Genomic DNA, 22,788 nt, shown 5'->3' on the forward strand with positions numbered 1-22,788 from the left:
GCCGTCATCAATCGCAATGATATTATATTTGCGGTTATTGAAAAGTCAAATCCCAAATACAATAAGCAATAAGGCTATAAACCGCCTCGCCATTCCTGCAATTCTTATGGGAATTGCAGAGCCGTTAATCTCTCTTGTTGATATCGCTTTTATTGGTCGTACAGGTACTACGCAGCTCGCGGCTGTGGGTATTGCAAGCGGTTTTTACCTCATGTCAGTCTGGATTTTGGCTCAAACGCTCACTGCCATTGCGGCAATAGTAAGCAGACATTACGGACAAAAAAAGCTCGAAGAAATTGCCAGCCTTATTCCGCAGGCACTGCTCGCTAATATTCTTCTCGGACTTGGTTTTTACATCCTTACCTCCTATTTCTCCACAGAAATATTTCAACTTTACAATGCTCAAGGCGATGTGCTTGATGCCTGCAACCGATATTTCTCGATACGTGCCATTGGTTTTCCTTTTTCGCTTGCGGCCATGTTGCTTTTTGGCATTTTCAGAGGGCTCCAAAATACAACCTGGGCTATGATTATTGCTTTGAGCGGCGCGGCGATAAATGTGGTTTTAGACTATATTCTCATTTTTGGTGTCAGCGGATTCATTGAACCAATGGGCTTGGAAGGTGCGGCGTATGCCAGCCTTACCGCACAGATTGTTATGTTTCTGCTTGCAGTGATTTTTCTCTTGTGGCGCACTCCATTTAATCTTCGGCTTTCGCCAAAAATAAATCCGCAATTTAGATGGCTCGCTGCCATGAGCGGCGATCTTTTTCTGCGCACTATTCTGCTCAACCTCACTTTTTATCTCGCTACGCGATACGCTACGGGGTATGGCGATGAAGTGGTGGCAGCGCATACCATAGCACTCAATATCTGGCTATTCTCTTCGTTTTTCATAGATGGATACGCCCACGCCGGAAATGCAATTTCGGGCAGACTCATAGGCGAAGAAAATACAGCTGGGCTTTATCGACTCGGTTTTAAAATCGGCAAAATTTCACTTTTTATTGGTTCCGGGCTCGGTTTGGTTTACTTGATTCTCTACCCGTATATTGCCGGTGTTTTCACTTCAGATAGTTTGGTGATTTCGGCTTTTAATACCGTTTTTTGGCTGGTTATTCTTTCTCAGCCTATCAATGCGCTTGCCTTTGCTTTCGATGGAATTTACAAGGGAATTGGACATACAAAAATCTTGCGCAATCTCCTTGCGGCAGCAACTCTCTTGGGGTTTGTTCCGGTAGCAGTCAGTTTTCACATCTTCGCTCCCTCCTTGCTTGGAATTTGGGTCGCCTTTTTAGCGTGGATGCTTATTCGCAGCGGCTGGATTGTATGGGATTTTAGGCGAAAATATAAACCAGAATCTACTTAAACCTCGCTTTCAGGCTTTTGAGAATCATCCTTTTTATCCGCGTCTTCGTCTTCTTCGTCAATTCCCAATAACGAATGGGTATCCTCACTATCTTTTAAATCGTCGAGCACTGTTTTTCTCCAAAGCGGAATTCCAACGAAGTATGAAGCTTTGCCGATAAGGTGGGCTGCAACCGGAGCAGTAAGCAATAAAAAGAAAACAATGGCAAGTGCTCTGGTGGTCATAGACGCTTCGCCAAAATACACAGCTGCTGCAATCAAGATCATTCCCACGCCGAGTGTAGCAGCCTTTGTGGTAACAGATATACGCAAATACAAATCGGGCATACGTACAATACCAATCGCAGCGAGAAGTACGAAAAGCGCACCAAAAGTTATAACAACCATAATCACATAATCCATCATCTCTTCTTTTGTTTTTCGATATAATAGGCAAATGCTACCGTTGTTAAAAATGCAATAAGGGCGAGGATTATTGCTACATCGAGGTAGTCTTTTTCATTAAATATAACCGCAAATACGCTGATAGTTCCTATTGCAGTGGTGATTAACAAATCAAGCGCTACCACGCGGTCGCTAAGGCTGGGCCCCATTAAAAACCGCACAAAAATAAGGATGGCACTAAGCGCCATAATGGGCAGAATAACAAACTGAAGATATTCGTGTAAGGTCATCTCAATAATTCTAGCACTTTTCGTTCAAATCCATTTTTGATACCATGAATAAACTCCTCTTTATCATGCACATACATGGTATGCACATAGAGCACATCTCCTTTTTCTGATACATCGAGACTCAACGTACCGGGAGTAAGAGAAATAAGGTTGGCAAGCATCGTTATTTCCAAATCTGTTTTAGCATCGAGCGGTACGCTTACGATGCCCGGCTCCATGTATAGTGTAGGCGTCATTACCTCATACGCTACCTGGATATTGGCCTTTATTAGTTCGTATAAAAAGAAGAGAAAAAAGCTGATTGCCGAGGGTAGTAACTTGAAATATCTTTTGCCGGCATGCTCTCTATCGGCAAGCCACAGCGCCAAAAACCCCAGAAAAAATCCGAAAATGAAGTTGGCAAAGGTAAAATCTCCCTTAAGGGCAACCCAAACCAGCATCAGCATATTATTTACCAAAAACTTCTTTTTCATCGCTGTTTATTTTCCCATTACGGTATCAATATAGGGTTGCACATTTATCAGCTCACCGGCTATCCTGGTCGCAAGGGTATTCACACTTTCGGCACCAAAACCAATGTAGAGCGTTACGAGGGTTAGAAACACAACAGGAAACAAGATAGCAACCTTTCGCCTTTTGCGCAACTTATTAAAATATGAAAAATCTTCGTGCTCTTCGAGATTGGCAGATGATTTCCAAAAAACTTGCGCCCATAATTTAGCTACAACTACCAGAGTTATAAAACTCCCGAAAAGAATAAAGCCTACAGTAAGATAATTATCTGCTTCCATACCGCCCAATATCAGCGACACTTTTGGCCAAAATCCCGAAAGTGGCGGTATACCAATAAGCGAAAATAGAGACAGTGCAAAAAGCAAAGCTAATTTAGGATAATCGTTGTAAATATCACCCAATTTACGCATATCTGATGTGCCTTTAATTTTCACAATGACTCCGCTTATCAAAAATAAATTGGTTTTAATAACAACATCATGAATGAGATAAAAAACCATCCCCGCAAGGGCAATTTCATTAAAGAGCCCCAGGCCAATGATCATATATCCAATATGACAAATGATAAGGTAGGAAAAGAACTTTCTGATATTGGTTTGAACCAGCGCGCCAATACCACCACTAAAAATTGTAATCACTGCCAGAATAATAAAGAGCTGACTAAAAAATTCATCAACTACAAACACTACGCTAAACACGCGTATAAGTGCGTAAACGGCCACTTTGGTAAGCAATCCGCTAAAGATTGCTGTAACAGCTGTAGGCGGCGCATGGTAAGAATCGGGCAGCCAGGCATACAATGGAAATAAGGCCGCTTTAATTCCAAAACCAATAAAGAAAAACAAGGCGCAAACATTCACCAATCCGCGATTTTCCAATGCCGCTACTTTTCCCGAAAGGTCGGCCATGTTTAGCGTACCTGTCAATCCGTACAAAATACCGAGGGCAGTAAGAAACATGATAGACGCCAGCATATTGAGCGCAAAATATTTTACTGCACCCTCAAGCTGCTTTTTTTCACTTCCGATGGTGAGCAGTACAAAAGAGCTGATAAGAATAATTTCAAACCATACGTAGAGATTGAAAATATCGCCGGTAAGGAAAGAGCCCGCCAATCCCATAAGCAAAAAGTGGAGTATCGAGAAATAGCCAAACCTCAAGCGATCGCGGGCGATCGTAAACGCTGAAAAAACCGATACCGCAAAGCCGACAATGGCAGTGAGCAGCACCATAGTAACGGCGAGGGTATCTGCAACGAAAGTAATTCCAAACGGCGCGCTCCAGTTGCCTGCCTGTACCGACATGCTGCCATTAACCCAAACGGTATAGAACAGTAGCGACGCAATAACCAGATTGACACTGCTCCCTGCAATGCTAAGCACCTTTTGTGTCTTAGTTTTAGTATAGAAAAACAGCAGCAATACTGCTAAACAGGCTTGAAATAATATGGGCAGAAGAATGAGTTGTGTCATATCGTTTCGTCGTCTTCGTTATAACTCAATTCATCCAAATCGTCGGTGCCCACCACTTTATACACCCGCTTAATCAGCACAATGGCAAATGCCTGCAATCCAAAACTGATAACAATCGCTGTAAGTATCAATGCCTGTGGTACAGGGTCGGCGTACGCTTCCGCGAATGTGTCAAGTCCATCGGGAATAATCGGTGTACTGCCTTTTGTAAGCCTTCCGAGAAGAAAAATAAGCAGGTTCACACCATTTCCCAAAAGGATAAGCCCAATAATCATTTTCACCAAACTACGGCGCAGCATCATGTAAATGCCTGAAGCATAAAGAATACCGATCGTTATGGCAAGTAGCAGCTCCATAGTTATGCGTCTTCGCTTATGGTGAATATGATGGTAAGCGATACTCCAAAAACAACAAGATAAACTCCGAGATCAAAAAACAGCGCCGAGCCCACTTTCCCAATTACGGGAATTGGATTTTCCATCCAAACTCCGGTCATAAACGGCTCGCCGGTAAAAAACACGGGAGCAAATCCGCTCAGCAAAGCCAGGCTAAGCCCAAAAGGCAATAAATACCCGGGATGAATCACAAGCAGCTCCCTCGTTTTTTCGAGGCCATGGGCAAACATATGTAGTACAAAAGCCACCGCAGCAATAAGGCCACCCACAAAGCCACCACCAGGCAAATAATGACCGCGAAGCAAGATAAAAACAGAAAACATAAGCAACAGCGGAAGAATATAGTTGGTGGCCGTGCGCAGAATTATTGAGTTCATAGCTTATTCTATATCCGATTTTTGCATTTGTAATTTCAGCAAGCTATATACGCCGAGGGCAGATATAGCTAAAACAGTAATCTCCACCATCGTATCTATTCCACGAAAGTCCACCAATATTACGTTTACTACGTTTTTACCTTTCGCAAGAAGGTATGCGTTTTCGGCATAGTAGGCGCTAAGTTCGCGGTTAACGGGCTGCCCCAGTACTTCCAGAATAAGCAGCGTAATGAGTAATCCAAAAGAAATAGCGATAACGCCATCGCGAAAACGAGAACGTGTATCACTCAATTTCAAATACTTAGGCAGTCGGTACAGTACGAGTACAAATAGTATAACCGTTAGTGTATCTATGGCAAACTGGGTCATGGCCAAATCTGGTGCTCCGTAAAAAACAAAGATGATACAAATGGCATATCCCAGCACGCCCAAGGCTGCGAGAGCGGTAAGCCGCGAAGGACTGAATACGGCAACTCCAATACCCAAAATCATAATCAGGATGGTACCCATTTCATAAAAGGATACTTCTTTGAGTGTTGCAAAATCCATGTACACATGTGTGCCAATAAAAAGTTCGTACCCCACAACCCCAATAACAAAAATCATTACGGCAATCAAATAATAGCGCACATATCCACTGGTAAAGAAACGCGTCCACATCAGTGAAATACGTTCAAAACCAATACTAGACAGTTGGGTAAAAGAAAGTGGGCCAATAAAATCGGCTTTTTCCATAAGGTCTACTTTCTTTTGGCTTGGCCTTATCAGAAAGTAGAGCACAAAACCCGATGCGATTGTAATTCCGCTTAGAAGCAAAATGATATTAAATCCGTGCCAGAGCTTGATATGAAAGTCGTATGGTTCGCCAGCCACCGCTTCCACTGCGGGTCTTACCAGGCTTTCGCCAATAAATGGAAAGAGACCGAATACAAGGCAAAGCACACCCAGGATTAATGGCGGCAACCAAATTACGGGCGAGAGTTTGCGCACATCATCCACGAGTTCTTCAGGTAGCCTGCCTACAAAAGGCTTTATACCCGCCACAAAGCCCGCGTAGAGCAAAAGCACATTGGTAATAACTGCCGCTGCGGTAATAAAAATCGCCATAGTGCCGGTGCCGAGGGTGGCTTCATAAATCAAGTCTTTGCCCAGAAATCCAAACGAAGGGGGCATTCCGGCATTAGAAACGGCAGCCAAAAATCCGGCAATGGCGACTGGAATCATATACTTTGCCAGTCCGCCAAGTTTAAGTATATCACGGGTTCCAGAAGCTTTATCGATCGACCCTGCGACCAAAAAGAGTGTGGCTTTGTAAAGCGCATGAACCAGAATAAAGATCAGCGCAGCCAGAAAAGCCTCTTCACTTCCAATCCCAATCAGAAAAGTGAGAATACCCAGCGCTGAAATGGTAGAATAGGCAAGAATACTTTTTAAATCGGTTCGGAAGAGCGTGTGCCAGGCACCGTAAAGCATTGTAATTCCTCCAAAAGCCATAAGCGTATTATTCCAGGACGGGTCGTTGCCGAGCAGCGGACTTAACCTAAGCAAGAGGTAGATTCCCGCTTTTACCATCGTGGCCGAGTGCAGGTATGTCGACACCGGCGTAGGAGCTTTCATTGCCAGCGGCAACCAAAAATGAAATGGAAACTGCGCCGACTTCGTGAAAGCTGCACCGATTATGAAAAAAAGGATTAGGATATAAGAGCTACTTTCTGAAAAGACAACTCCCGAGTTTAGCAGTTCTTGAATGGAATAGCTTCCGCCAACAGAGCCCATTAATATGACGCCCCCAAGCAGCAACATTCCTCCCAAACCTGTAACCCCCAAAGACATTAAAGCCGCTTTTCGCGAATCTTCCTGACGGCTGTTGTAGCCGATTAAAAAGAAGGAAACCACGCTGGTCAGTTCCCAGAATACAAAAACGGTGATCAGATTATCGGATAAAACGAGCCCCAGCATGGAAGCCATAAACATGCTCAAATAGCCGTAAAACCTATCGAGATGGGCGCTGCCCTTCATGTAGGCAGAGGTGTAGATAAATACCATTGCCCCAATTCCCGTAATCATCAAAACAAAAATCAACGAGAGCCCGTCGAGATTGAAGTTGAGATCGACGCCCATAGAAGATACCCACTGGTAGGTCTTGAGAATAGGCCCGTTATTGAGTACTTCGGGAATAAAACTTGCGAAATAAACAAAAAGCCCCACCGGAACGATGGCATTTAAAATTGCCGCACGACCTTTCAGCTGGGTTCCGGCAAATACCAGAACACAAGCCCATAAAAATCCGATAAGAATCGCAAACAGCATATTTTCAGTCTTCGACTACAATTAATTTAAAAACTGCGAATATACAATAGGTAGCGGTTTTTATTGTGGTAAGATTGAAATTTGAGCGACAACTTTTTGGTGCCTATCACGAAGGGTGTGTACTATAAAAAAGATTGTGGTGTCGCTGTTTTATTCAGACTGACTTTGGGCTTACTTGTATTTGTCCTGCTATTGCTTTTAAAACTTTCATTATCGTCGCAAACTGCGGTTTGGCTCCATCTGACAATGCTTTGTACAAACTTGGTCTACTCAATCCTGTTTCCTCCGATATTTTTGTCATTCCTATCGCTTTAGCAATATGTCCGATAGCATTAATTACATCTGCATTATCTCCTTCTTCCAAAACAGCATTAAGATACTCTGCAATCATTTCATTGTTGTCCAAATAATCCGCTATGTCAAATTTTGAAGTTCCCATGTTTTTTATTCGAAAGATTAATCAACCCTATCAAGGGTCATTTCAAAATATTGTATCCATTCCTCACCTTTCTTGTACTCGCCGGTTTCATACCACTGGCCTTTTTCATTCAACCAAATAATGTAGCGCAAATTGTCATTTGGGTACCAATGTAATTTATTGTCAATAAGTTCGGCATCAAATTCATTGTTTTCCCCGTTTGGCAGATAGGAGCGAAATGAATATTCACCGTCTTGTTTGTTATACGAAATAATGGCGTAGGCATTGTGAATTACCCTTCCGCCTGCCATTCCCAAGCCTTCAATGACAATAAGGGTGGAGTCAAGTTTATATTTTATTTTTTCAGTTTGGTCGAAGTTTGATTTCCCACCCTCGCGCATCATCCACCCTTCTCCTTTCCAATTGCCAACTATAAAGTCAAGTTCTGCCATTTTAGCTTGTATTTCAGGATCGGGCTGTACCGGTTGAGAAAAAGAAGAATTGATTAAAAAAGCTGTCAAAAGCAGAGTTAGAATAGTTTTCAGGGTTTGATTTTTAGTTGATTGGAGCTTAAAATTAGAAATATATCCAATAAAACATACTCTCACCAATCCTTTTTCTTGTCTGATAGTCCTCAATTTTTTCCGAAAACCAATCCTAACCGACTCCTTATCAAAATTTATATCCTGAATTTCTAAACAACTTGGGTATCTAAAAAATTTATCAAAGACTTATCAATCAGTTCTTTAAATCCAAAACTTAAATTAAATCTGCTGCTGTTTGTCCTTGCCAAGACTAATTCATTCTTTATAACTACCTATCCACAACAAACTTTTTAACTAAACTCCCCTTCTCATCTTGTATTTCAACAAAATAAAGACCGGCGGCAAAACCGTCTAGGTTTATTTTCTGCTGCTCACCAATCACAGCTCCACTCTTTACAAGCATACCATTCGCATTGTAAATCCGAAAATTTGCATTTACTGAATTTGTAAAAGACATTAGAATATGACTAGTTGCCGGGTTCGGAAAAATGGAGAATTCAGCTTCTTTTATTCTCTCTAAACCCACCCCGCTTCCAAGAGGGCCTCTTTTAAAATTAATAGCTAATGGAAACTGATTACCCGATCCCCACGAAAAACTTGGCATTTCAACATGATTATCAAAGGTTAGATAATATTGGTGATACAAATTATTATTATTCTGAAAAAAAAAAGTATTCGTTATCAAAATAGGCACGATTTACCGGATCACCATATTCATATAATACGTCTGCTCTAAATAGGCTGCTATCCCATCGTGCTGTGATTGGCAAGACATAGTTTTCGGCGTATATGTAAGTTTCAAGGAATAATTCTGAAATATTAGCTGCATAAGAATTAGTTTTATTTAATTCTTCATCCAAATATCTCCAAACTCTAAACTGCCCGTTATTGGAATCCAAAGGGACTTCGCCCAACTGTGGATCAATATCGTATATAGTGTTACCTGCAGATGTGTCCAATACCATCCACATTGTATCTTTTGCCCCTATGGCATCCTCAAACGCTATGTAAAAAGGCCACTAAGCGTTTTCTTGTCCGTTGGTATTTTTTGAAATTAGATTTACCGCTAAAACTAAAAATGTAGTAATGAGCAAGTAGCTTGTAGATTTATTCTTGTTATACCTGATTGGGAGTTTTTCAAATGAATAATTATTCTGTTTTCAGAATCTTCGTTGTGCCAAAAGAATTATCAAATAACTTAACTCGGACAAAATAAACTCCATTAGGTAGACCGGACATTTCAATTGTTGAGCTGCTGTTAGAGTTAGTTGAAGTTACATTTCTGCCATACGTATCAAAAACATCAATACCCCGAATCTCTGATTCAGTATCATTTCAATAGTAGCGAATTATTTTAGTTAGAAAAAAATTTCAACTGATTATTCTTAGATAATTTTATAGTGTAATCCATACTTTGCTGGTACTAAAGGATTTAAAAGATAACTTTATCGGAATATCAAAATTATGTCCAATAATTATCATTAGCGATAATAATTAGCTACCATTAAAGACATAAAAAAAGCCGCAGCCATGATTTTCGCACAGCTACGGCATTATAAAAGACATTATCCAATTTCAGCTTGTTGCTAAAATTGGTAATCAATATTACGCTGTCGTCATTTCAGCCATAATCAAATCGGCAAGTTCCTCGCCTATTCTGTCTTGTGCTTCAAGCGTAGCAGCACCAATATGTGGGCTAAGCGCCAATTTATCGTGTGATAATACTCCTTCAGATGGAGTTGGTTCATTTTCAAATACATCTAGTGCAGCTCCTGCCACATGTCCACTGCTTAATGCAGAAAGCAATGCAGGCTCGTCAATTACTCCACCGCGGGCAGCATTTACAAGAAGTACGCCTTTTTTCATTTTGGCAATTTCTTTGCTGTCAATCACCGAGCTTCCATCGGCTTGTTTTGGTACGTGAATAGAGATGGCGTCGCTGCGGCGAATAAGCTCATCAAGTTCTACTTTCTCAACATCTACTACCACCTCTCCATGACCGTGAATGACAAAAGAAACTTTGGTGTAAACATCATAGATATCCGCACAGATTACGTGCATTCCGCAGCCTAAGGCATATTGAGCAACAGCCTGACCAATACGACCAAAACCAACAATACCAAGCGTTTTTCCGCGAAGCTCAATGCCTTTAGCGTATTTTTTCTTCAATGCCTTAAAGTCTGAATGACCATTGGTAGGCATCTCGCGGTTGGCGTCGTAGGTAAAGCGCGCAAGGCTAAATAAATGAGCCATTACGAGCTCTGCAACAGATTGTGAGCTGCTGGCAGGTGTATTGGCAACCGTTATTCCTTTGTCGCGTGCATATTCCACATCAATATTGTCCATACCAACTCCACCGCGGCCGATAAATTTCAAATTCGGACAAGCATCGATTAACTCTTTACGTGCAGTTGTAGCACTGCGCACACAAAGTGCAACCACATCATTATTATTTATATAATCAGCTAATTTTTCTTGTGGTACATGATCTGTTACCACTTTAAATCCTGCTGCTTCAAGTTTTTGTTTGCCGGAAGGCGAAATACCATCGTTTGCTAATACTATCATTGTGAATATTTTAAGCGTTGTTTTCTAGTTCTTTCATTACATCTACCAGTACTTGCACGCTTTCAATCGGCAGTGCATTGTACATTGATGCGCGGTAACCACCAACTGAACGGTGTCCGTTTATTCCACTTACTCCTGCTTCTTTCCACATTTTGTCAAAGCGCTCTGTAAGCGATTCGTCTGTAAGAACAAACGTAGGGTTCATCAAGCTTCGATCTTCCACGGCAGTGGTACCTTTAAATAGTGGGTTGCGATCTACTTCATCGTAAAGCAACTTGGCTTTGGCTTCATTTCGTTTTTCCAGTTCAGCAATTCCACCTATAGATTTCATCCACTCCATGGTAAGCATAGCTCCATACACTGCAAATACAGGTGGCGTATTGTACATTGAGTCTTTTGCTTCTTGCTTTTGAAGATCGAGCATAGAAGGAATCTGACGACCGGTTTTGCCGAGTTTGTCTTTGTTAACGATGTATAGCGTAGTTCCGGCAGGACCCATATTTTTTTGAGCACCGGCATAAATCAAGTCAAAATCTGACACATTGATTTTGCGGCTAAAAATATCGCTCGACATATCGCAAAGCATTGGTACTGGTGATTTTGGAAATTCTTTTACCTGCGTTCCGCGGATGGTATTGTTAGATGTAATGTGAAAATAATCGGCATCTGAAGGAATGGTATACCCTTTTGGGATTTTGGTGAAATCATTATCCTTACCTGTTCCCACAGTAATAACTTCTCCAAGCAATTTTGCTTCTTTAATCGCTCCCGAACTCCAGGTGCCTGTATCGGTGTAAGCTGCTTTACCACCTTCATTTTTCATAAAGTTGATTGCCGATATGTAAAATCCAAGACTGGCACCACCTTGCAAAAACAAAACCGAGTAATTGTCAGGCACATTGAGCAATTCGCGCACGAGATTGCGGGCTTTTTCCATTATTTCAACAAAAGGCTTGCTGCGGTGAGACATCTCGATTAAGGAGAGTCCGTGATTGTCGAGCTCCAAAATACTTTCTGATGCTTTTCTTAAAACTTCCGGTGGCAGAATACAAGGACCTGCACTGAAATTGTGAACTTTAGCCTTTACTTGAGTTTCCATAATTGGGTTTTGTTTTATTTGGTGATGCAAAACTACTGCTTATTTTCAGATCGGCAAAGGCAGGGCGGGTATCTCGTTGGTTTATAACAAGGTTTAAGAATCAAAGGTTGAGTTCCGACCCCAAAAGAGAATTTCCTTACTTAAATTGCTAAAATGCAAAGTCTATAATAACGCCTTCCCGCACCCCAACCCAACTTAGCGAAGCGATCTCACGAATACCTTATAAAATAGACAGTTATGAGTAAAATGGAGTCTACCGCACACATTGTTCTTAACAGTATTCTCATCTATTAAAACGAAGTTCTCCGTGGAACATTAATGTGTGCGGTGGACGCTCCCCTTTATAGACATAATCTCTATACACATCTTGATTGGAAATTACGAAGTTGAAATTCCGATTTTCTTAACGACTCTATAGTTACACCATCCAGCACCCCAACCCTAAAAACCTACGTCACACATTACTCTTAAGAGTATTTGCATCTATAAGAACGAAGCTCTTCGAGGAACATCTATGTGTGCGGTGGACGCTCCCCTTCCTGCATCCGACGAGGCTTTTCGCCGAGAGGAATGCATAGGGGCGTGCGCGGACATTGATAAACAGCAAGTTAAAATCCTCAAATAATAAATAACTTTGAGAAAATCTTAACAATCAAAATCTACTACTGCCTGATAGGATTTGTATTGTTCCGGTGGCGATCGAAATTCACCTTGTCCGGAAAATTAAACTCAGCTCCTTTTTCTTCCGATTTCGGGCGGCTCATGTCAATAAATTCTATCAAATCCCAGGCTCCATCTCTATTTAGCTTGTACCCATTGTAAGCGGTACTGGGAAGATAAAAAGCATATTGACCTGCCAATCCTGTTTTTTCAGGTTCCAACCGGTCAAATACAATCGCATCTTTTGATTGCATAAAGCGCAGATTGAGAATAGCAGATTTTGCATACTCAAATACTCGGCGTCGCGCCATTCCATCTGGAGTTTGAAAAACGGCTTTGCCAAAAGTGATTTCACCTTTTTTATCAAACTCAATGGCATCGAGCACTTTCTTGTTTGAGAGTGAATTGTTCCCATCCCAACCCATCAAAACATAATAATTTTCCTTTCTGACCTTAACCGGAAAAATCTCGTAATAAAGCGCTCCATACCAGTTATTTGGCTGGAGTTCCTCATTTTCAATTTCCAAACTTAGTTCTTGATTGTCAACAAGCTCCACATACTCCCCTTTTTGCGGAAGCAAAACAAACGCGTAGTATAAAAAGGTTCCTTCTAAGCGCGGCTGCACCCAGTTAAAGAGCCGAAAAGTATTGTCGGGACTTTTAATCGTAGAAATAGCGATAAACCTATCGAATGGATATTCAAAGGCCTCTTCTTTGGCGAATGCTTTTACAAGCAAATCACGAATCTTTGCCGAGGCTTCATCTCTAATTTCATCGCTTGCTCCGGTGGTAAGGTCGTCTTGTAAATCGGCAATTTTTTGCTCCAAACCGGCCAAATCTGCCGCATATGCACCAAATACCAAAAACAAAGAAATACAGGTTACCAGAAAGCTTTTCATTGGCATTAGGAACGGTAAATAGCTTTTAAAATTGTCGCCGGACGAGATATACCACCAGCGACTTGGTTCTAAAGAATTTTATAAGTGCATAAATGCCTTTTTCTCAAGAAGTTTCTCATCAGATTCGCGGTGATCGGGGTCGTCAACGCAGCAGTCTACCGGGCAAACAGCCGCACATTGGGGCTCGTCGTGAAAACCTACACATTCGGTACATTTATCTGAAACGATAAAATATACGTCCATATCTACAGGTTCTTGCTCCTCCTCAGAGTCGTATGTATTGCCCATAGGAGTGGTGATGGTGCCGTTTAAGTCGGTTCCGTCGCTCATTCTCCATTCCACACCGCCTTCGTAAATAGCGTTGTTGGGACATTCCGGTTCGCATGCACCACAATTAATGCATTCGTCAGTTATGATTATAGCCATGGCTTAATATTCTTTTTTGATGTCTATTTTTGCAAATTCAAGTGCAAATATATAGCACTCTATGTTTGGAATTGTTCTAAGTTAGCAAGAATATGAATCATATCACAGAAATCATTGAGAAAGAGCAACTATCAAAATTTTCGGAAATCTTAAATGAGCTCGCCGAAATAGCCGATACAGAAAATACTGCCGATTCGTTTGGTACAAATAGCTCCTTTAATGATACGATAAATAGCAGCACAGTTTTAAATCCGTGGTTTACCCGCCAAAACATCACGCAGGCATTGCAAGGTCTTAGCTATATGCTTCGACCCGAAGCTTTAGAAAAATGGCTAAAGTCTTATGACTTTACTCAAGTGGAAGCACCTAAGCGCGTGGGTCTTATCCTTGCGGGAAATATTCCGATGGTTGGTTTTCACGATATTTTCAGCGTTGCTATAGCTGGTCATAAACCGGTGGCAAAGCTTAGCAGTCAGGATAAATTATTGCTTCCTGCCGTTTTTAAACTTTTTTATGCAGCAACTGGCATCGAGGGTTTTGATGTGGAATGGATAGAAGAAAGACTGCCGGCCGTTGACGCCGTAATCGCTACAGGAAGCAACAATACATCGAGGTATTTCGAGTATTATTTTGGGAAATATCCCAACATCATTCGCAAAAACAGAACTTCGGTGGCCATCCTTACGGGAAATGAATCTGAAGCAGAGCTCAAGGCTTTGGGAGCAGATATTTTCAGCTTTTTTGGGCTCGGCTGCCGAAATGTCTCAAAAATTTACGTCCACCGCGATTTTGATATCGACCGTTTTTTTAAAGGAATTTACGACTATCACGACATTGTAAACCACCACAAATACGCCAACAATTACGATTATTTCCGAGCCTTGTGGATGATGAATCAAGAGGACCTGCTTGATAATGGGTTTATGATTTTAAGACCAGCCACTTCACTTGCAAGCCCGATAGCAACAATATTTTATGAACGGTATGATGATTTAGGCGACCTTAAAAAGCAGCTTGAAAAACAGCGCGAAGAGATTCAGTGTATCGTATCACTTGATGATGTGCCTTTCGGCGAAAGCCAGCATCCTGAATTGTGGGATTACGCTGATGGGGTTGATACAATGGAGTTTTTGCTTTAGTAGCCGCGCGATTTATCGCGCGGAAAATCAAGGCAAAAACTCGAAACACCCGATCGCCGGCGGATTGGCGTAAGGAGTTCCAATCAAATCAAAAATTAATCCAGTGTTCTGACCTTTTCCAATTGCAAATGCTCCGGGAGTAAGTTGAAAATTGCCGCCAGAAAAATCGACAAAACCGGGCTGTTGGCCGACGTAAGTTGTGCCTGCAAAATATTCTAAGATCGGATTTATCACTTCTTCCTCGGCGCGAATTATGGAGTTTTCGAATTTCAGAATAACAGGTTGCGCGAGATCAAAATCAAGGCCTATCTCATTAATTCCATTTCCATAAACTATGCAATTGCGGAATTTACTTGAATCAATCGGTCGGACTTCAACCTCGGTGCTGCTCACTGGCGTAAGATTCGTCAGAAAAACTGCTGGAGTTTGACGGGTTCCAAATTTCCAGTTATTGGCAAAGGTGCAATTGTTGAAATTATAACTTCCGCCACCTGTTCCCGCCAGCAAATACTGGCCGGCGCTGCTCATCAGCACATTATTGGCGATAATTTTGTAATTTTTAGAGAGAATTCCGGCAATCGAGTTATTGCGGATCACCACATTATCAAGCTTTAAAGGTTGCGATGCAACGCTAACAGGATTTGGATTGTTAAAAGGAAGGGTTTCGCATTGAATGCCAATGAAATTATTCTTGATCAGCACATGCTTAAAAACGTTGATTTGCGACCCTTCGTTGATCCAAATTCTATCCCATTGCCCCGGCTGCTCATCATAAAATGATTCGAGTCGGTCTCCTTGAAAAACAATGGGCTCTTCAAGCGTTCCTTCGGCTTTGATATTGCCGCCGCGATAAACCCACAATCCGCTGCCCTGGTGAAAAAAGATCTGCGTTCCGGGTTCAACAACTAACTTTTGAAGTGAATCGACTACCAGATATCCATAAATCACAACGGGCTTTTCTGCTGTCCAGGTTACCGTAGCATTTGGATCATCGCTTATAATGGTGTAATTGGGCAATCCATTGGTAGGAAATACATCAGGAACATAAAAGATAGCATCCCAGCCCCATGCCACCAGGTCAACAGATTGGTTGTTTCCATTGGTCTCAAACTCAATTTTTCCTTCTACAAACGGGTAGAGAATATTCGCATTGGGTTCAACAGTTACTTCAATGAAAATGTAAATACTATCATTCGGGCCGATTTCAATATTCTCTAAATTTGTTCCTGCCAGGCCATCGACATTAATTCTATATGAATTATTCGGATCATTAAGCAGACTTACTTTGCTGATATTCACATAAGAATCGTCGCTGTTATAAACCTTTAGTACTTGTGTAGCAGAGCCAACAGTGTTAAAAACAGTATCAAACTTCACCGAATCAGTAGAGAAGGTGAGTCGCAAGTCCGGTGAGGTATTGATCTCATCTTTCTTACATCCCGAAAGCGAAGCCATAATGACAACACTTAGCGTAAAAAGAAAAAAAGTTATTTTATGTATTGGATTCTTCACTCAACAAATAAAATTAAAATGAACCGGCTAAACATTTAACCTATTGCAAATCAGAGTATAAAAACGGATTTATACTTTCTACTTATGCAAAACTCTAAAAGCTCACAAATATTATAAATTTCAGTGAAGTATTTCATCATTAAAAACAATATTGTACATTTGCACCCCGATAAATGGAAATTGTGGATTACACAAAAGTGTGTACGCATATTTCAGGAATCAAAATTCGGCAGATGGCCAAATCCATTTGCATTAAAGAATCCCAAATTGATAAAATTATGAGAAAAGGCATACACCCGGAAGACTATAAATTTGTTGTTTTCAAAGACATGTCTAACGATTACGCATTTTTAAGCCGTTCTACGGCGTCTTCTGACGAAACTATAGAGTGGGAAGATGGTAACGAATACCCACTGATTAAGCTTGAGATCTCTTACAAATCTCATCCTTTCTTTACAGGAAAAATGCAGTTTGTTGATACCGCAGGACGCGTTGACAAATTCAAAAAGCGTTACGCCAAATTCGACAAGAAATAAGCGATACGCCTATAAAACTGAAAGCCTTTCCGATTGGAAGGGCTTTTTTTTTTAGTTTTTGTTGCGGATGGATAAATCGAAAAAGATAATACATCCGAAGATCTCAACAATTTAATCAAGAACGCTCTCACACACCCCCAACCCCTAAAGGGGCGACCCTATCGCACGGTTTGTCTTGTCCTGAAACCTCGTAATTCAGAACGGAAGTTATAGTCTCAAAATTGGTTTAAAGGAAAATAATTACTTTTTTGAATAAGATGTGCGGTGGCCTCCCTTCAGGGTCAGGGTGCGGGAAGGATTTGATTATCAATTTTTTAAAATAATTTAATCGATACGGCCAAATTTTAACAAGTATATAGGTAAGGTCAACAAATTTGAATCCAGGTCACCAAAACCCAACTCCCCTACCCATCCATTTTCAATTTTCCATTACATTTACCCGGAAATAAAACTACTGCATGAACCCAATCCTTATAGATATTAACTGGAGAAATTTGCTTCCGCTCACTTTCGCGAAGCCATTGTCTCATTTACTTATTGGTATTGATACAATTGCAGAAAAATGGGAGCGTCATTTAAACGTGGTTCCGGGCGTTTTGCCACCCCAATATTTGCGCGAAGCCTTCCCGGCAAATTCCGATTCAGAAATTATCTTTATCAATTCGGCGGTTATTCCTACCCCATCATTGGCGGAAGCCGTAACCAAATTGAAACCCGGGCAGGTATTGACTCATCGCGGAATATTTATTGCTGCCCCTACTGGAAATAATAGTTTAGACGACCTGGCTGCAAGAATTGAAAAAGGAGAATCATTTTCATTTTCGAATTTTGGACAAGACGAAGTCTTTTTTAACGAACCGACCGTGATTTTAGAATCTCCGGCTGACATATTTGCACAGAATGATGCCATTTTGCGTCAGGACTTTCAGGAAATCACAAAAAAATTCAAAACCACCAATTTTCCAAATCACATCATCACTTCGGGTTTTGACATTTTTATTCATCCCGAGGCCAAAGTGCACCACTGCGTGCTAAATGCTACCACCGGCCCTATTTACATCGGAAAAGGCGCCGTAATAATGGAAGGAAGCCTCGTGCGTGGCCCCTTTGCTATTGGCGAAAGCTCAACACTTAAAATGGGCGCAAAAGTTTATGGTGCTACGAGTATCGGCAAGCACTGCAAAGTGGGTGGCGAGGTAAACAATGTGGTGATAAACGACTACTCAAACAAAGGCCACGATGGCTTTTTGGGAAACTCGGTAATCGGCTCGTGGTGCAACCTGGGCGCAGATACCAATACATCAAACCTCAAAAATAACTACGGCGAGATAAAGGTGTGGAACTACGAAACTGAAACGCTCGAAAATACCGGTCGCCAGTTTCACGGACTCATTATGGGCGACCATTCCAAAGCAGGCATCAATACCATGTTTAACACTGGAACTGTAGTGGGAATGTGTGCAAATATTTTCGATGGTGGCTTTCCTCCAAAATTTACGCCTTCCTTTTCATGGGGCGGTGCGCAGGGCTTTGAAACGTTTAAGATCGAAAAGGCATTTGAAGCTTCGCAAGCTATGATGGAAAGAAGAAATGTGCATTTCGGAAAACCGGAAGCCGATATTTTTCGTTTTGTATTTGAATACGATTCCAAATTCAAGACCTAAAAAGCTCTTTCTGGTGTTTGGCACGGCTCTTGACTCATAGGGGAAAATGAAATAATCAGAGCCTGTACTGCCAATCTGTCGGGTTCTAAAAAATATAAACACGAAACTATTTATGTTCGAATCAATCGGATTACAAGATATAGTGGATAGCGAAACAGAATTTATACCTTTAATAACATCGGAAGATGAAGAGGCGATGAATAATGAAGAAACTCCGCTTGAATTGCCCATTCTTCCAATAAAAAATACGGTTTTATTTCCAGGCGTGGTACTGCCAATTACGGTAGGCCGCGATAAAAGCATTAAGCTTGTGCAAGATGCCTACAAAGGCGATCGCACTATTGGGGTGGCAAGCCAAAAAGATCAAGGGGTTGAAGATCCTGAATTTGAAGACCTGAACAATATTGGAACGGTTGCCAAAATTATACGACTTTTAAAAATGCCCGATGGAAGCACCACGGTAATTATACAAGGTAAGAAGCGTTTTGAAATGATAGACGTGCTTGCTACCGAGCCATACATGCGGGCAAAAGTGCGCGAATTTGCTGAAATAAAGCCACAGCGCAATATTAAGAAGTTTGAAGCGCTTGTAGATTCGTTAAAAGATTTGGCGCTACAAATCATCAAAGTATCGCCGAATATTCCGAGCGAAGCAGCTTTTGCCATAAAGAACATTGAGAGCTACAGCTTTTTGATCAATTTCATTTCGAGCAATATGAATGCCGCCGTTAGCGACAAGCAAAAATTGCTTGAAACTGCCGATTTGCGGAAGCGCGCCGAAATGGTTTTAGAATATCTTACCAAAGAGCTGCAAATGCTCGAGCTGAAGAATGATATTCAGAGCAAGGTGAAAACGGATATTGATCACCAACAGCGTGAGTACTTTCTGCACCAGCAGCTGAAAACCATACAGGAAGAGCTTGGCGGAAATCCGCAGGATGAGATGGTGCAAAATTTAAAAAAGCGCGCCAAAGACAAAAAGTGGAATGAGAAGACCGCAAAAGCTTTTAAAAAGGAAGTTGAGCGGCTGGAGCGGATGAATCCGCAGGGAGCTGATTATTCGGTGCAACTCAATTATATTGAGCTTTTGCTTGACCTGCCGTGGAATCATTACTCAAAAGATAAATTTGATCTCGCACGCGCTCAAAAAATTCTTGATCGCGATCACTACGGACTTGAGAAAGTGAAGGAACGTATTATAGAGCACCTTGCAGTTTTGAAATTGAAAGGCAGCATGAAGTCGCCAATATTGTGTCTTTATGGCCCTCCCGGAGTTGGTAAAACATCTCTTGGTAAATCTGTTGCAGAGGCGCTTGGCCGCGAATATGCGCGTATGTCGCTCGGCGGTTTGCGCGATGAAGCAGAGATTCGCGGGCACCGAAAAACGTATATCGGCGCCCTTCCGGGAAGGATTATTCAAAATATTAAAAAAGCCGGGACGTCAAATCCTGTTTTTATTCTTGATGAGATGGACAAACTGGGACGCGATTCGCACGGCGATCCGTCTTCGGCAATGCTCGAAGTTCTTGACCCGGAGCAAAATAGTACATTCTACGATAATTATGTAGAGCTCGATTACGATCTATCAAACGTTATGTTTATTGCTACTGCAAATGCGCTTGGCACCATACACCCCGCCCTGCGCGACCGTATGGAGATGATAGAGGTTAACGGATATACCGTAGAAGAGAAAGTAGAGATTGCAAAACGCCACCTCGTTCCGAAGCAAATTAAGCAAAACGGTGTACCTGATAAAGAAATCAAACTCGGAAAAGGAGTTTTAGAAAAAATCGTTGAAGATTATACCAACGAATCCGGAGTACGTGGTCTTGAAAAACGAATTGGAAAAGTAGTTCGTTTTCGCGCCAAGCAAATGGCGCTTGACGAAAAATACACAACTACGGTAATGGTAGATGATTTGGAAACCATACTTGGCCCATCGCATGCCAGAGATAAATATCAGGACAATGATGTAGCCGGAGTTGTAACCGGACTGGCGTGGACTCCAACAGGTGGTGACATTTTATTTATTGAATCATCGCTTACCAAAGGAAAAGGGAAGCTTACCCTTACCGGAAATCTGGGCGATGTAATGAAAGAATCGGCTATGCTGGCGCTTGAATTTTTGAAATCACATTCAGATACCATTGGCCTTGAGCAGGAAGTTTTTGACAAATGGAATGTCCATATCCACGTGCCGGAAGGTGCTACTCCAAAAGATGGCCCATCGGCAGGTATTACCATTCTTACGGCTCTCGCTTCGGCGTTTACCCAAAGAAAGGTTAAGAAATATTTGGCTATGACGGGTGAAATAACTTTGCGTGGAAAAGTGCTTCCCGTAGGCGGAATAAAAGAGAAAATTCTCGCTGCCAAACGTGCGAACATCAAGGAGATTATTCTTTCGAGTAAAAACGAGAAAGACATCAACGAGATTAATCCGCGATATATCAAAGGATTGACTTTCCACTATGTGGATGACATGATGGATGTGATAGACAAAGCACTCACCAATCAAAAGGTTGAAAAAGCGCTGAAAGTGGCTTAAGACATTTTGATAGAAATAAAGTAAAAGCCCCGACAGATAAACTGTTGGGGCTTTTTGCTTTTATTAGCTCCAGCTGATGGGAATTTGGAACAAGGCCCACTGGGCATGCGCCCTGCGGAATCTAAAATTTCATCTACAAAAATTGTAGATTATCTATTTCATAGGTAGCCTTAGATTTATTCCGCAGGGTGGATACCGCTGCGGAGCGGCTTCAGACTAACCACTGGTGGAGCAGATAATCAGACCGTATCTTCAATAAAAACCCGCTCCGCTGGGCATGCGCCCTGCGGAATCTAAAATTTCATCTACAAAAATTGTAGATTATCTATTTCATAAATAGCCTTAGATTTATTCCGCAGGGTGGATACCGCTGCGGTGCGGCTTAAGACAAACCAGTGCGGTGCGGATATTCAGAGGGCATCTTCAATAAAACTACGCTCCATCGACGCGCTCCGCTGGGCATACGCCCTGCGGAATATAAATTTTATTTATGAGAAATTTAGTAATCTTGTATAATAAATAGTCGTAGGACTTAACTTTCTGCGTCGACCGACGACCGCTCCGCTGGGCATGAGCCCTGCGGAATAGGTTTTCATTTCAAAATTTAATTATTCGCAAAATGACAAGGCAAGGCATCAAGCAAAATATTAAAAACAATACATCTTATTTTATTACTCCAACCGTAATTGGTTGGATAGATATATTCACGAGAAGAGAAATTCGAGATATCGTTATCGAGTCGTTGCGCTATTGCCACTACCACAAAGGTTTGAATGTTTATGGTTATTGCATTATGTCAAATCACTTACACCTTATTGTCAACTGCAACGAACCTTTTCAATTGAGGGACACAATTAGGGATTTTAAAAGACATACATCAAGCACTATTTTTCAATGGATTATGGGCAACCCCGAAAGTAGAAGGGATTGGATGACAGGGCTATTTACCGGAGCTGCTAATGAAGATATTAAGAGCAAGAATATTAAAATTTGGCAAACCGGAAACCATGCCATTGAGTTGATCAACGAACAGTTTACCTGGAGAAAAGTATTGTACATTCATGATAACCCGGTGCGAGCAGGGTTGGTATCGAATCCGGAAGATTGGATTTACAGTTCTGCTCGAAATTATATTGAAAAAGAAGCTGTATTTGAGGAGGTGAGTTGTCTGCCTCCACCATTGAATTTTAAGAAATAATTTTTTTTTGGGGGGGATGGTTAGTTCGGAAGGTGATTCCGCAGGGCGCATGCCCAGCGGAGCGGTTCGTATTTCATGACGGTAGTGGTATGTAATTTCTAATAACCAGTCACCTATGTATGTTAACGAAATATGCCTTAATATTAAAATTTCTGTTTTTTTTTGAAATGTGGGCATCAAAACAAGACCCCAAAGGTTGGGAAACTTAGCACAGCGTTTTCATGCCGCAAAGCAAGTAAACCTTTGAGGTCAACACAATAATTGAAACACAATAATTGAAACACAATAATTGATTCCCCAGACTTTTTATAGATAAAGAGTTTCCAGAGCATGCGCCGAACGGAACCCGCTCCGCTGGGCATGCGCCCTGCGGAATCTAAAATTTCATCTACAAAAATTGTAGATTATCTATTTCATAGGTAGCCTTAGATTTATTCCGCAGGGTGAATACCGCTGCGGAGCGTCTTAAG

23 protein-coding genes are annotated in these 22,788 nt (G+C 41.6%); 6 read left to right on the forward strand and 17 right to left on the reverse strand.

Annotated elements, in window-relative coordinates; translation table 11 throughout:
- Positions 1-37 precede the first annotated feature (37 nt).
- Complete coding sequence (locus G3O08_RS14245) at positions 38-1,369, forward strand: MATE family efflux transporter (RefSeq protein WP_239541246.1); 1,332 nt, start codon at positions 38-40, stop codon at positions 1,367-1,369.
- On the opposite strand, the gene mnhG is transcribed toward G3O08_RS14245, so the two are convergent.
- The 16 genes from mnhG to G3O08_RS14325 form a co-directional block, all read right to left on the reverse strand.
- A complete protein-coding gene (gene mnhG / locus G3O08_RS14250) occupies positions 1,366-1,773 on the reverse strand; it encodes a monovalent cation/H(+) antiporter subunit G (protein ID WP_163286057.1) in 408 nt (135 codons plus the stop codon). The genes G3O08_RS14245 and mnhG overlap by 4 nt on opposite strands.
- Positions 1,770-2,042, reverse strand: coding sequence for a cation:proton antiporter (locus tag G3O08_RS14255; RefSeq protein ID WP_163286058.1), 273 nt, complete (start codon positions 2,040-2,042; stop codon positions 1,770-1,772). Before G3O08_RS14255 ends, mnhG begins: the two co-directional genes overlap by 4 nt.
- The gene (locus G3O08_RS14260) at positions 2,039-2,515 is read right to left on the reverse strand and encodes a Na+/H+ antiporter subunit E (protein WP_163286059.1); all 477 of its coding nucleotides are present in this window, start codon (positions 2,513-2,515) and stop codon (positions 2,039-2,041) included. The genes G3O08_RS14255 and G3O08_RS14260 overlap by 4 nt, the downstream gene beginning before the upstream one ends.
- A gap of 6 nt (positions 2,516-2,521) precedes the next feature.
- A complete protein-coding gene (locus G3O08_RS14265; RefSeq protein ID WP_163286060.1) occupies positions 2,522-4,027 on the reverse strand; it encodes a proton-conducting transporter transmembrane domain-containing protein in 1,506 nt (501 codons plus the stop codon).
- A complete protein-coding gene (locus tag G3O08_RS14270) occupies positions 4,024-4,383 on the reverse strand; it encodes a Na+/H+ antiporter subunit C (protein ID WP_163286061.1) in 360 nt (119 codons plus the stop codon). The genes G3O08_RS14265 and G3O08_RS14270 overlap by 4 nt, the downstream gene beginning before the upstream one ends.
- A gap of 2 nt (positions 4,384-4,385) precedes the next feature.
- Entirely contained in the window at positions 4,386-4,799 is a 414-nt protein-coding gene (locus tag G3O08_RS14275; protein ID WP_163286062.1) for a Na+/H+ antiporter subunit B, read from the reverse strand.
- A 3-nt stretch (positions 4,800-4,802) separates the two neighbouring features.
- Entirely contained in the window at positions 4,803-7,109 is a 2,307-nt protein-coding gene (locus tag G3O08_RS14280) for a putative monovalent cation/H+ antiporter subunit A (RefSeq protein WP_163286063.1), read from the reverse strand.
- A gap of 154 nt (positions 7,110-7,263) precedes the next feature.
- Complete coding sequence (locus G3O08_RS14285; protein ID WP_163286064.1) at positions 7,264-7,548, reverse strand: addiction module antidote protein; 285 nt, start codon at positions 7,546-7,548, stop codon at positions 7,264-7,266.
- Positions 7,549-7,565: 17 nt separating this feature from the next.
- Entirely contained in the window at positions 7,566-8,048 is a 483-nt protein-coding gene (locus tag G3O08_RS14290) for a hypothetical protein (RefSeq protein ID WP_163286065.1), read from the reverse strand.
- 292 nt (positions 8,049-8,340) lie between these two features.
- Complete coding sequence (locus tag G3O08_RS14295) at positions 8,341-8,676, reverse strand: T9SS type A sorting domain-containing protein (protein ID WP_163286066.1); 336 nt, start codon at positions 8,674-8,676, stop codon at positions 8,341-8,343.
- A gap of 49 nt (positions 8,677-8,725) precedes the next feature.
- Positions 8,726-9,037 carry a hypothetical protein gene (locus tag G3O08_RS14300; RefSeq protein ID WP_163286067.1) on the reverse strand — a complete coding sequence of 104 codons (312 nt, stop codon included), beginning with the start codon at positions 9,035-9,037 and terminating at the stop codon, positions 8,726-8,728.
- A gap of 184 nt (positions 9,038-9,221) precedes the next feature.
- Complete coding sequence (locus G3O08_RS21890) at positions 9,222-9,389, reverse strand: T9SS type A sorting domain-containing protein (protein ID WP_163286081.1); 168 nt, start codon at positions 9,387-9,389, stop codon at positions 9,222-9,224.
- 288 nt (positions 9,390-9,677) lie between these two features.
- Positions 9,678-10,640 (reverse strand): D-2-hydroxyacid dehydrogenase, encoded by a 963-nt coding sequence (locus G3O08_RS14310; RefSeq protein ID WP_163286068.1) that lies wholly within the window; start codon positions 10,638-10,640, stop codon positions 9,678-9,680.
- Positions 10,641-10,650: 10 nt separating this feature from the next.
- A complete protein-coding gene (gene serC / locus G3O08_RS14315) occupies positions 10,651-11,739 on the reverse strand; it encodes a 3-phosphoserine/phosphohydroxythreonine transaminase (RefSeq protein WP_163286069.1) in 1,089 nt (362 codons plus the stop codon).
- 662 nt (positions 11,740-12,401) lie between these two features.
- A complete protein-coding gene (locus G3O08_RS14320) occupies positions 12,402-13,298 on the reverse strand; it encodes a hypothetical protein (RefSeq protein ID WP_163286070.1) in 897 nt (298 codons plus the stop codon).
- A 78-nt stretch (positions 13,299-13,376) separates the two neighbouring features.
- Positions 13,377-13,724: a 4Fe-4S binding protein gene (locus tag G3O08_RS14325; RefSeq protein ID WP_163286071.1), complete on the reverse strand. Its 348-nt coding sequence runs from the start codon at positions 13,722-13,724 to the stop codon at positions 13,377-13,379.
- Between the two features lie 92 nt (positions 13,725-13,816).
- On the opposite strand from G3O08_RS14325, the gene G3O08_RS14330 reads away from it, so the two are divergent.
- Positions 13,817-14,863: an aldehyde dehydrogenase family protein gene (locus tag G3O08_RS14330; RefSeq protein ID WP_163286072.1), complete on the forward strand. Its 1,047-nt coding sequence runs from the start codon at positions 13,817-13,819 to the stop codon at positions 14,861-14,863.
- A gap of 27 nt (positions 14,864-14,890) precedes the next feature.
- Here the strand turns inward: G3O08_RS14330 and G3O08_RS14335 are convergent, their stop codons facing one another.
- Entirely contained in the window at positions 14,891-16,375 is a 1,485-nt protein-coding gene (locus G3O08_RS14335) for a hypothetical protein (protein WP_163286073.1), read from the reverse strand.
- A gap of 278 nt (positions 16,376-16,653) precedes the next feature.
- Between G3O08_RS14335 and G3O08_RS14340 the strand changes: the two genes are divergently transcribed.
- The 4 genes from G3O08_RS14340 to G3O08_RS14355 all read left to right on the forward strand — a co-directional run bounded on the left by G3O08_RS14340 (position 16,654) and on the right by G3O08_RS14355 (position 22,318).
- The gene (locus G3O08_RS14340; RefSeq protein ID WP_163286074.1) at positions 16,654-16,911 is read left to right on the forward strand and encodes a type B 50S ribosomal protein L31; all 258 of its coding nucleotides are present in this window, start codon (positions 16,654-16,656) and stop codon (positions 16,909-16,911) included.
- Positions 16,912-17,369: 458 nt separating this feature from the next.
- Entirely contained in the window at positions 17,370-18,575 is a 1,206-nt protein-coding gene (locus G3O08_RS14345) for a putative sugar nucleotidyl transferase (RefSeq protein WP_163286075.1), read from the forward strand.
- Positions 18,576-18,687: 112 nt separating this feature from the next.
- Positions 18,688-21,120 carry an endopeptidase La gene (gene lon, locus G3O08_RS14350; protein ID WP_163286076.1) on the forward strand — a complete coding sequence of 811 codons (2,433 nt, stop codon included), beginning with the start codon at positions 18,688-18,690 and terminating at the stop codon, positions 21,118-21,120.
- Positions 21,121-21,739: 619 nt separating this feature from the next.
- Positions 21,740-22,318, forward strand: coding sequence for an REP-associated tyrosine transposase (locus G3O08_RS14355; RefSeq protein ID WP_163286077.1), 579 nt, complete (start codon positions 21,740-21,742; stop codon positions 22,316-22,318).
- The last annotated feature ends 470 nt before the right edge of the window (positions 22,319-22,788 follow it).

This window comes from Cryomorpha ignava (assembly GCF_010686655.1).
In the GTDB taxonomy this organism is placed as follows: Bacteria; Bacteroidota; Bacteroidia; order Flavobacteriales_D; family Cryomorphaceae; genus Cryomorpha; species Cryomorpha ignava.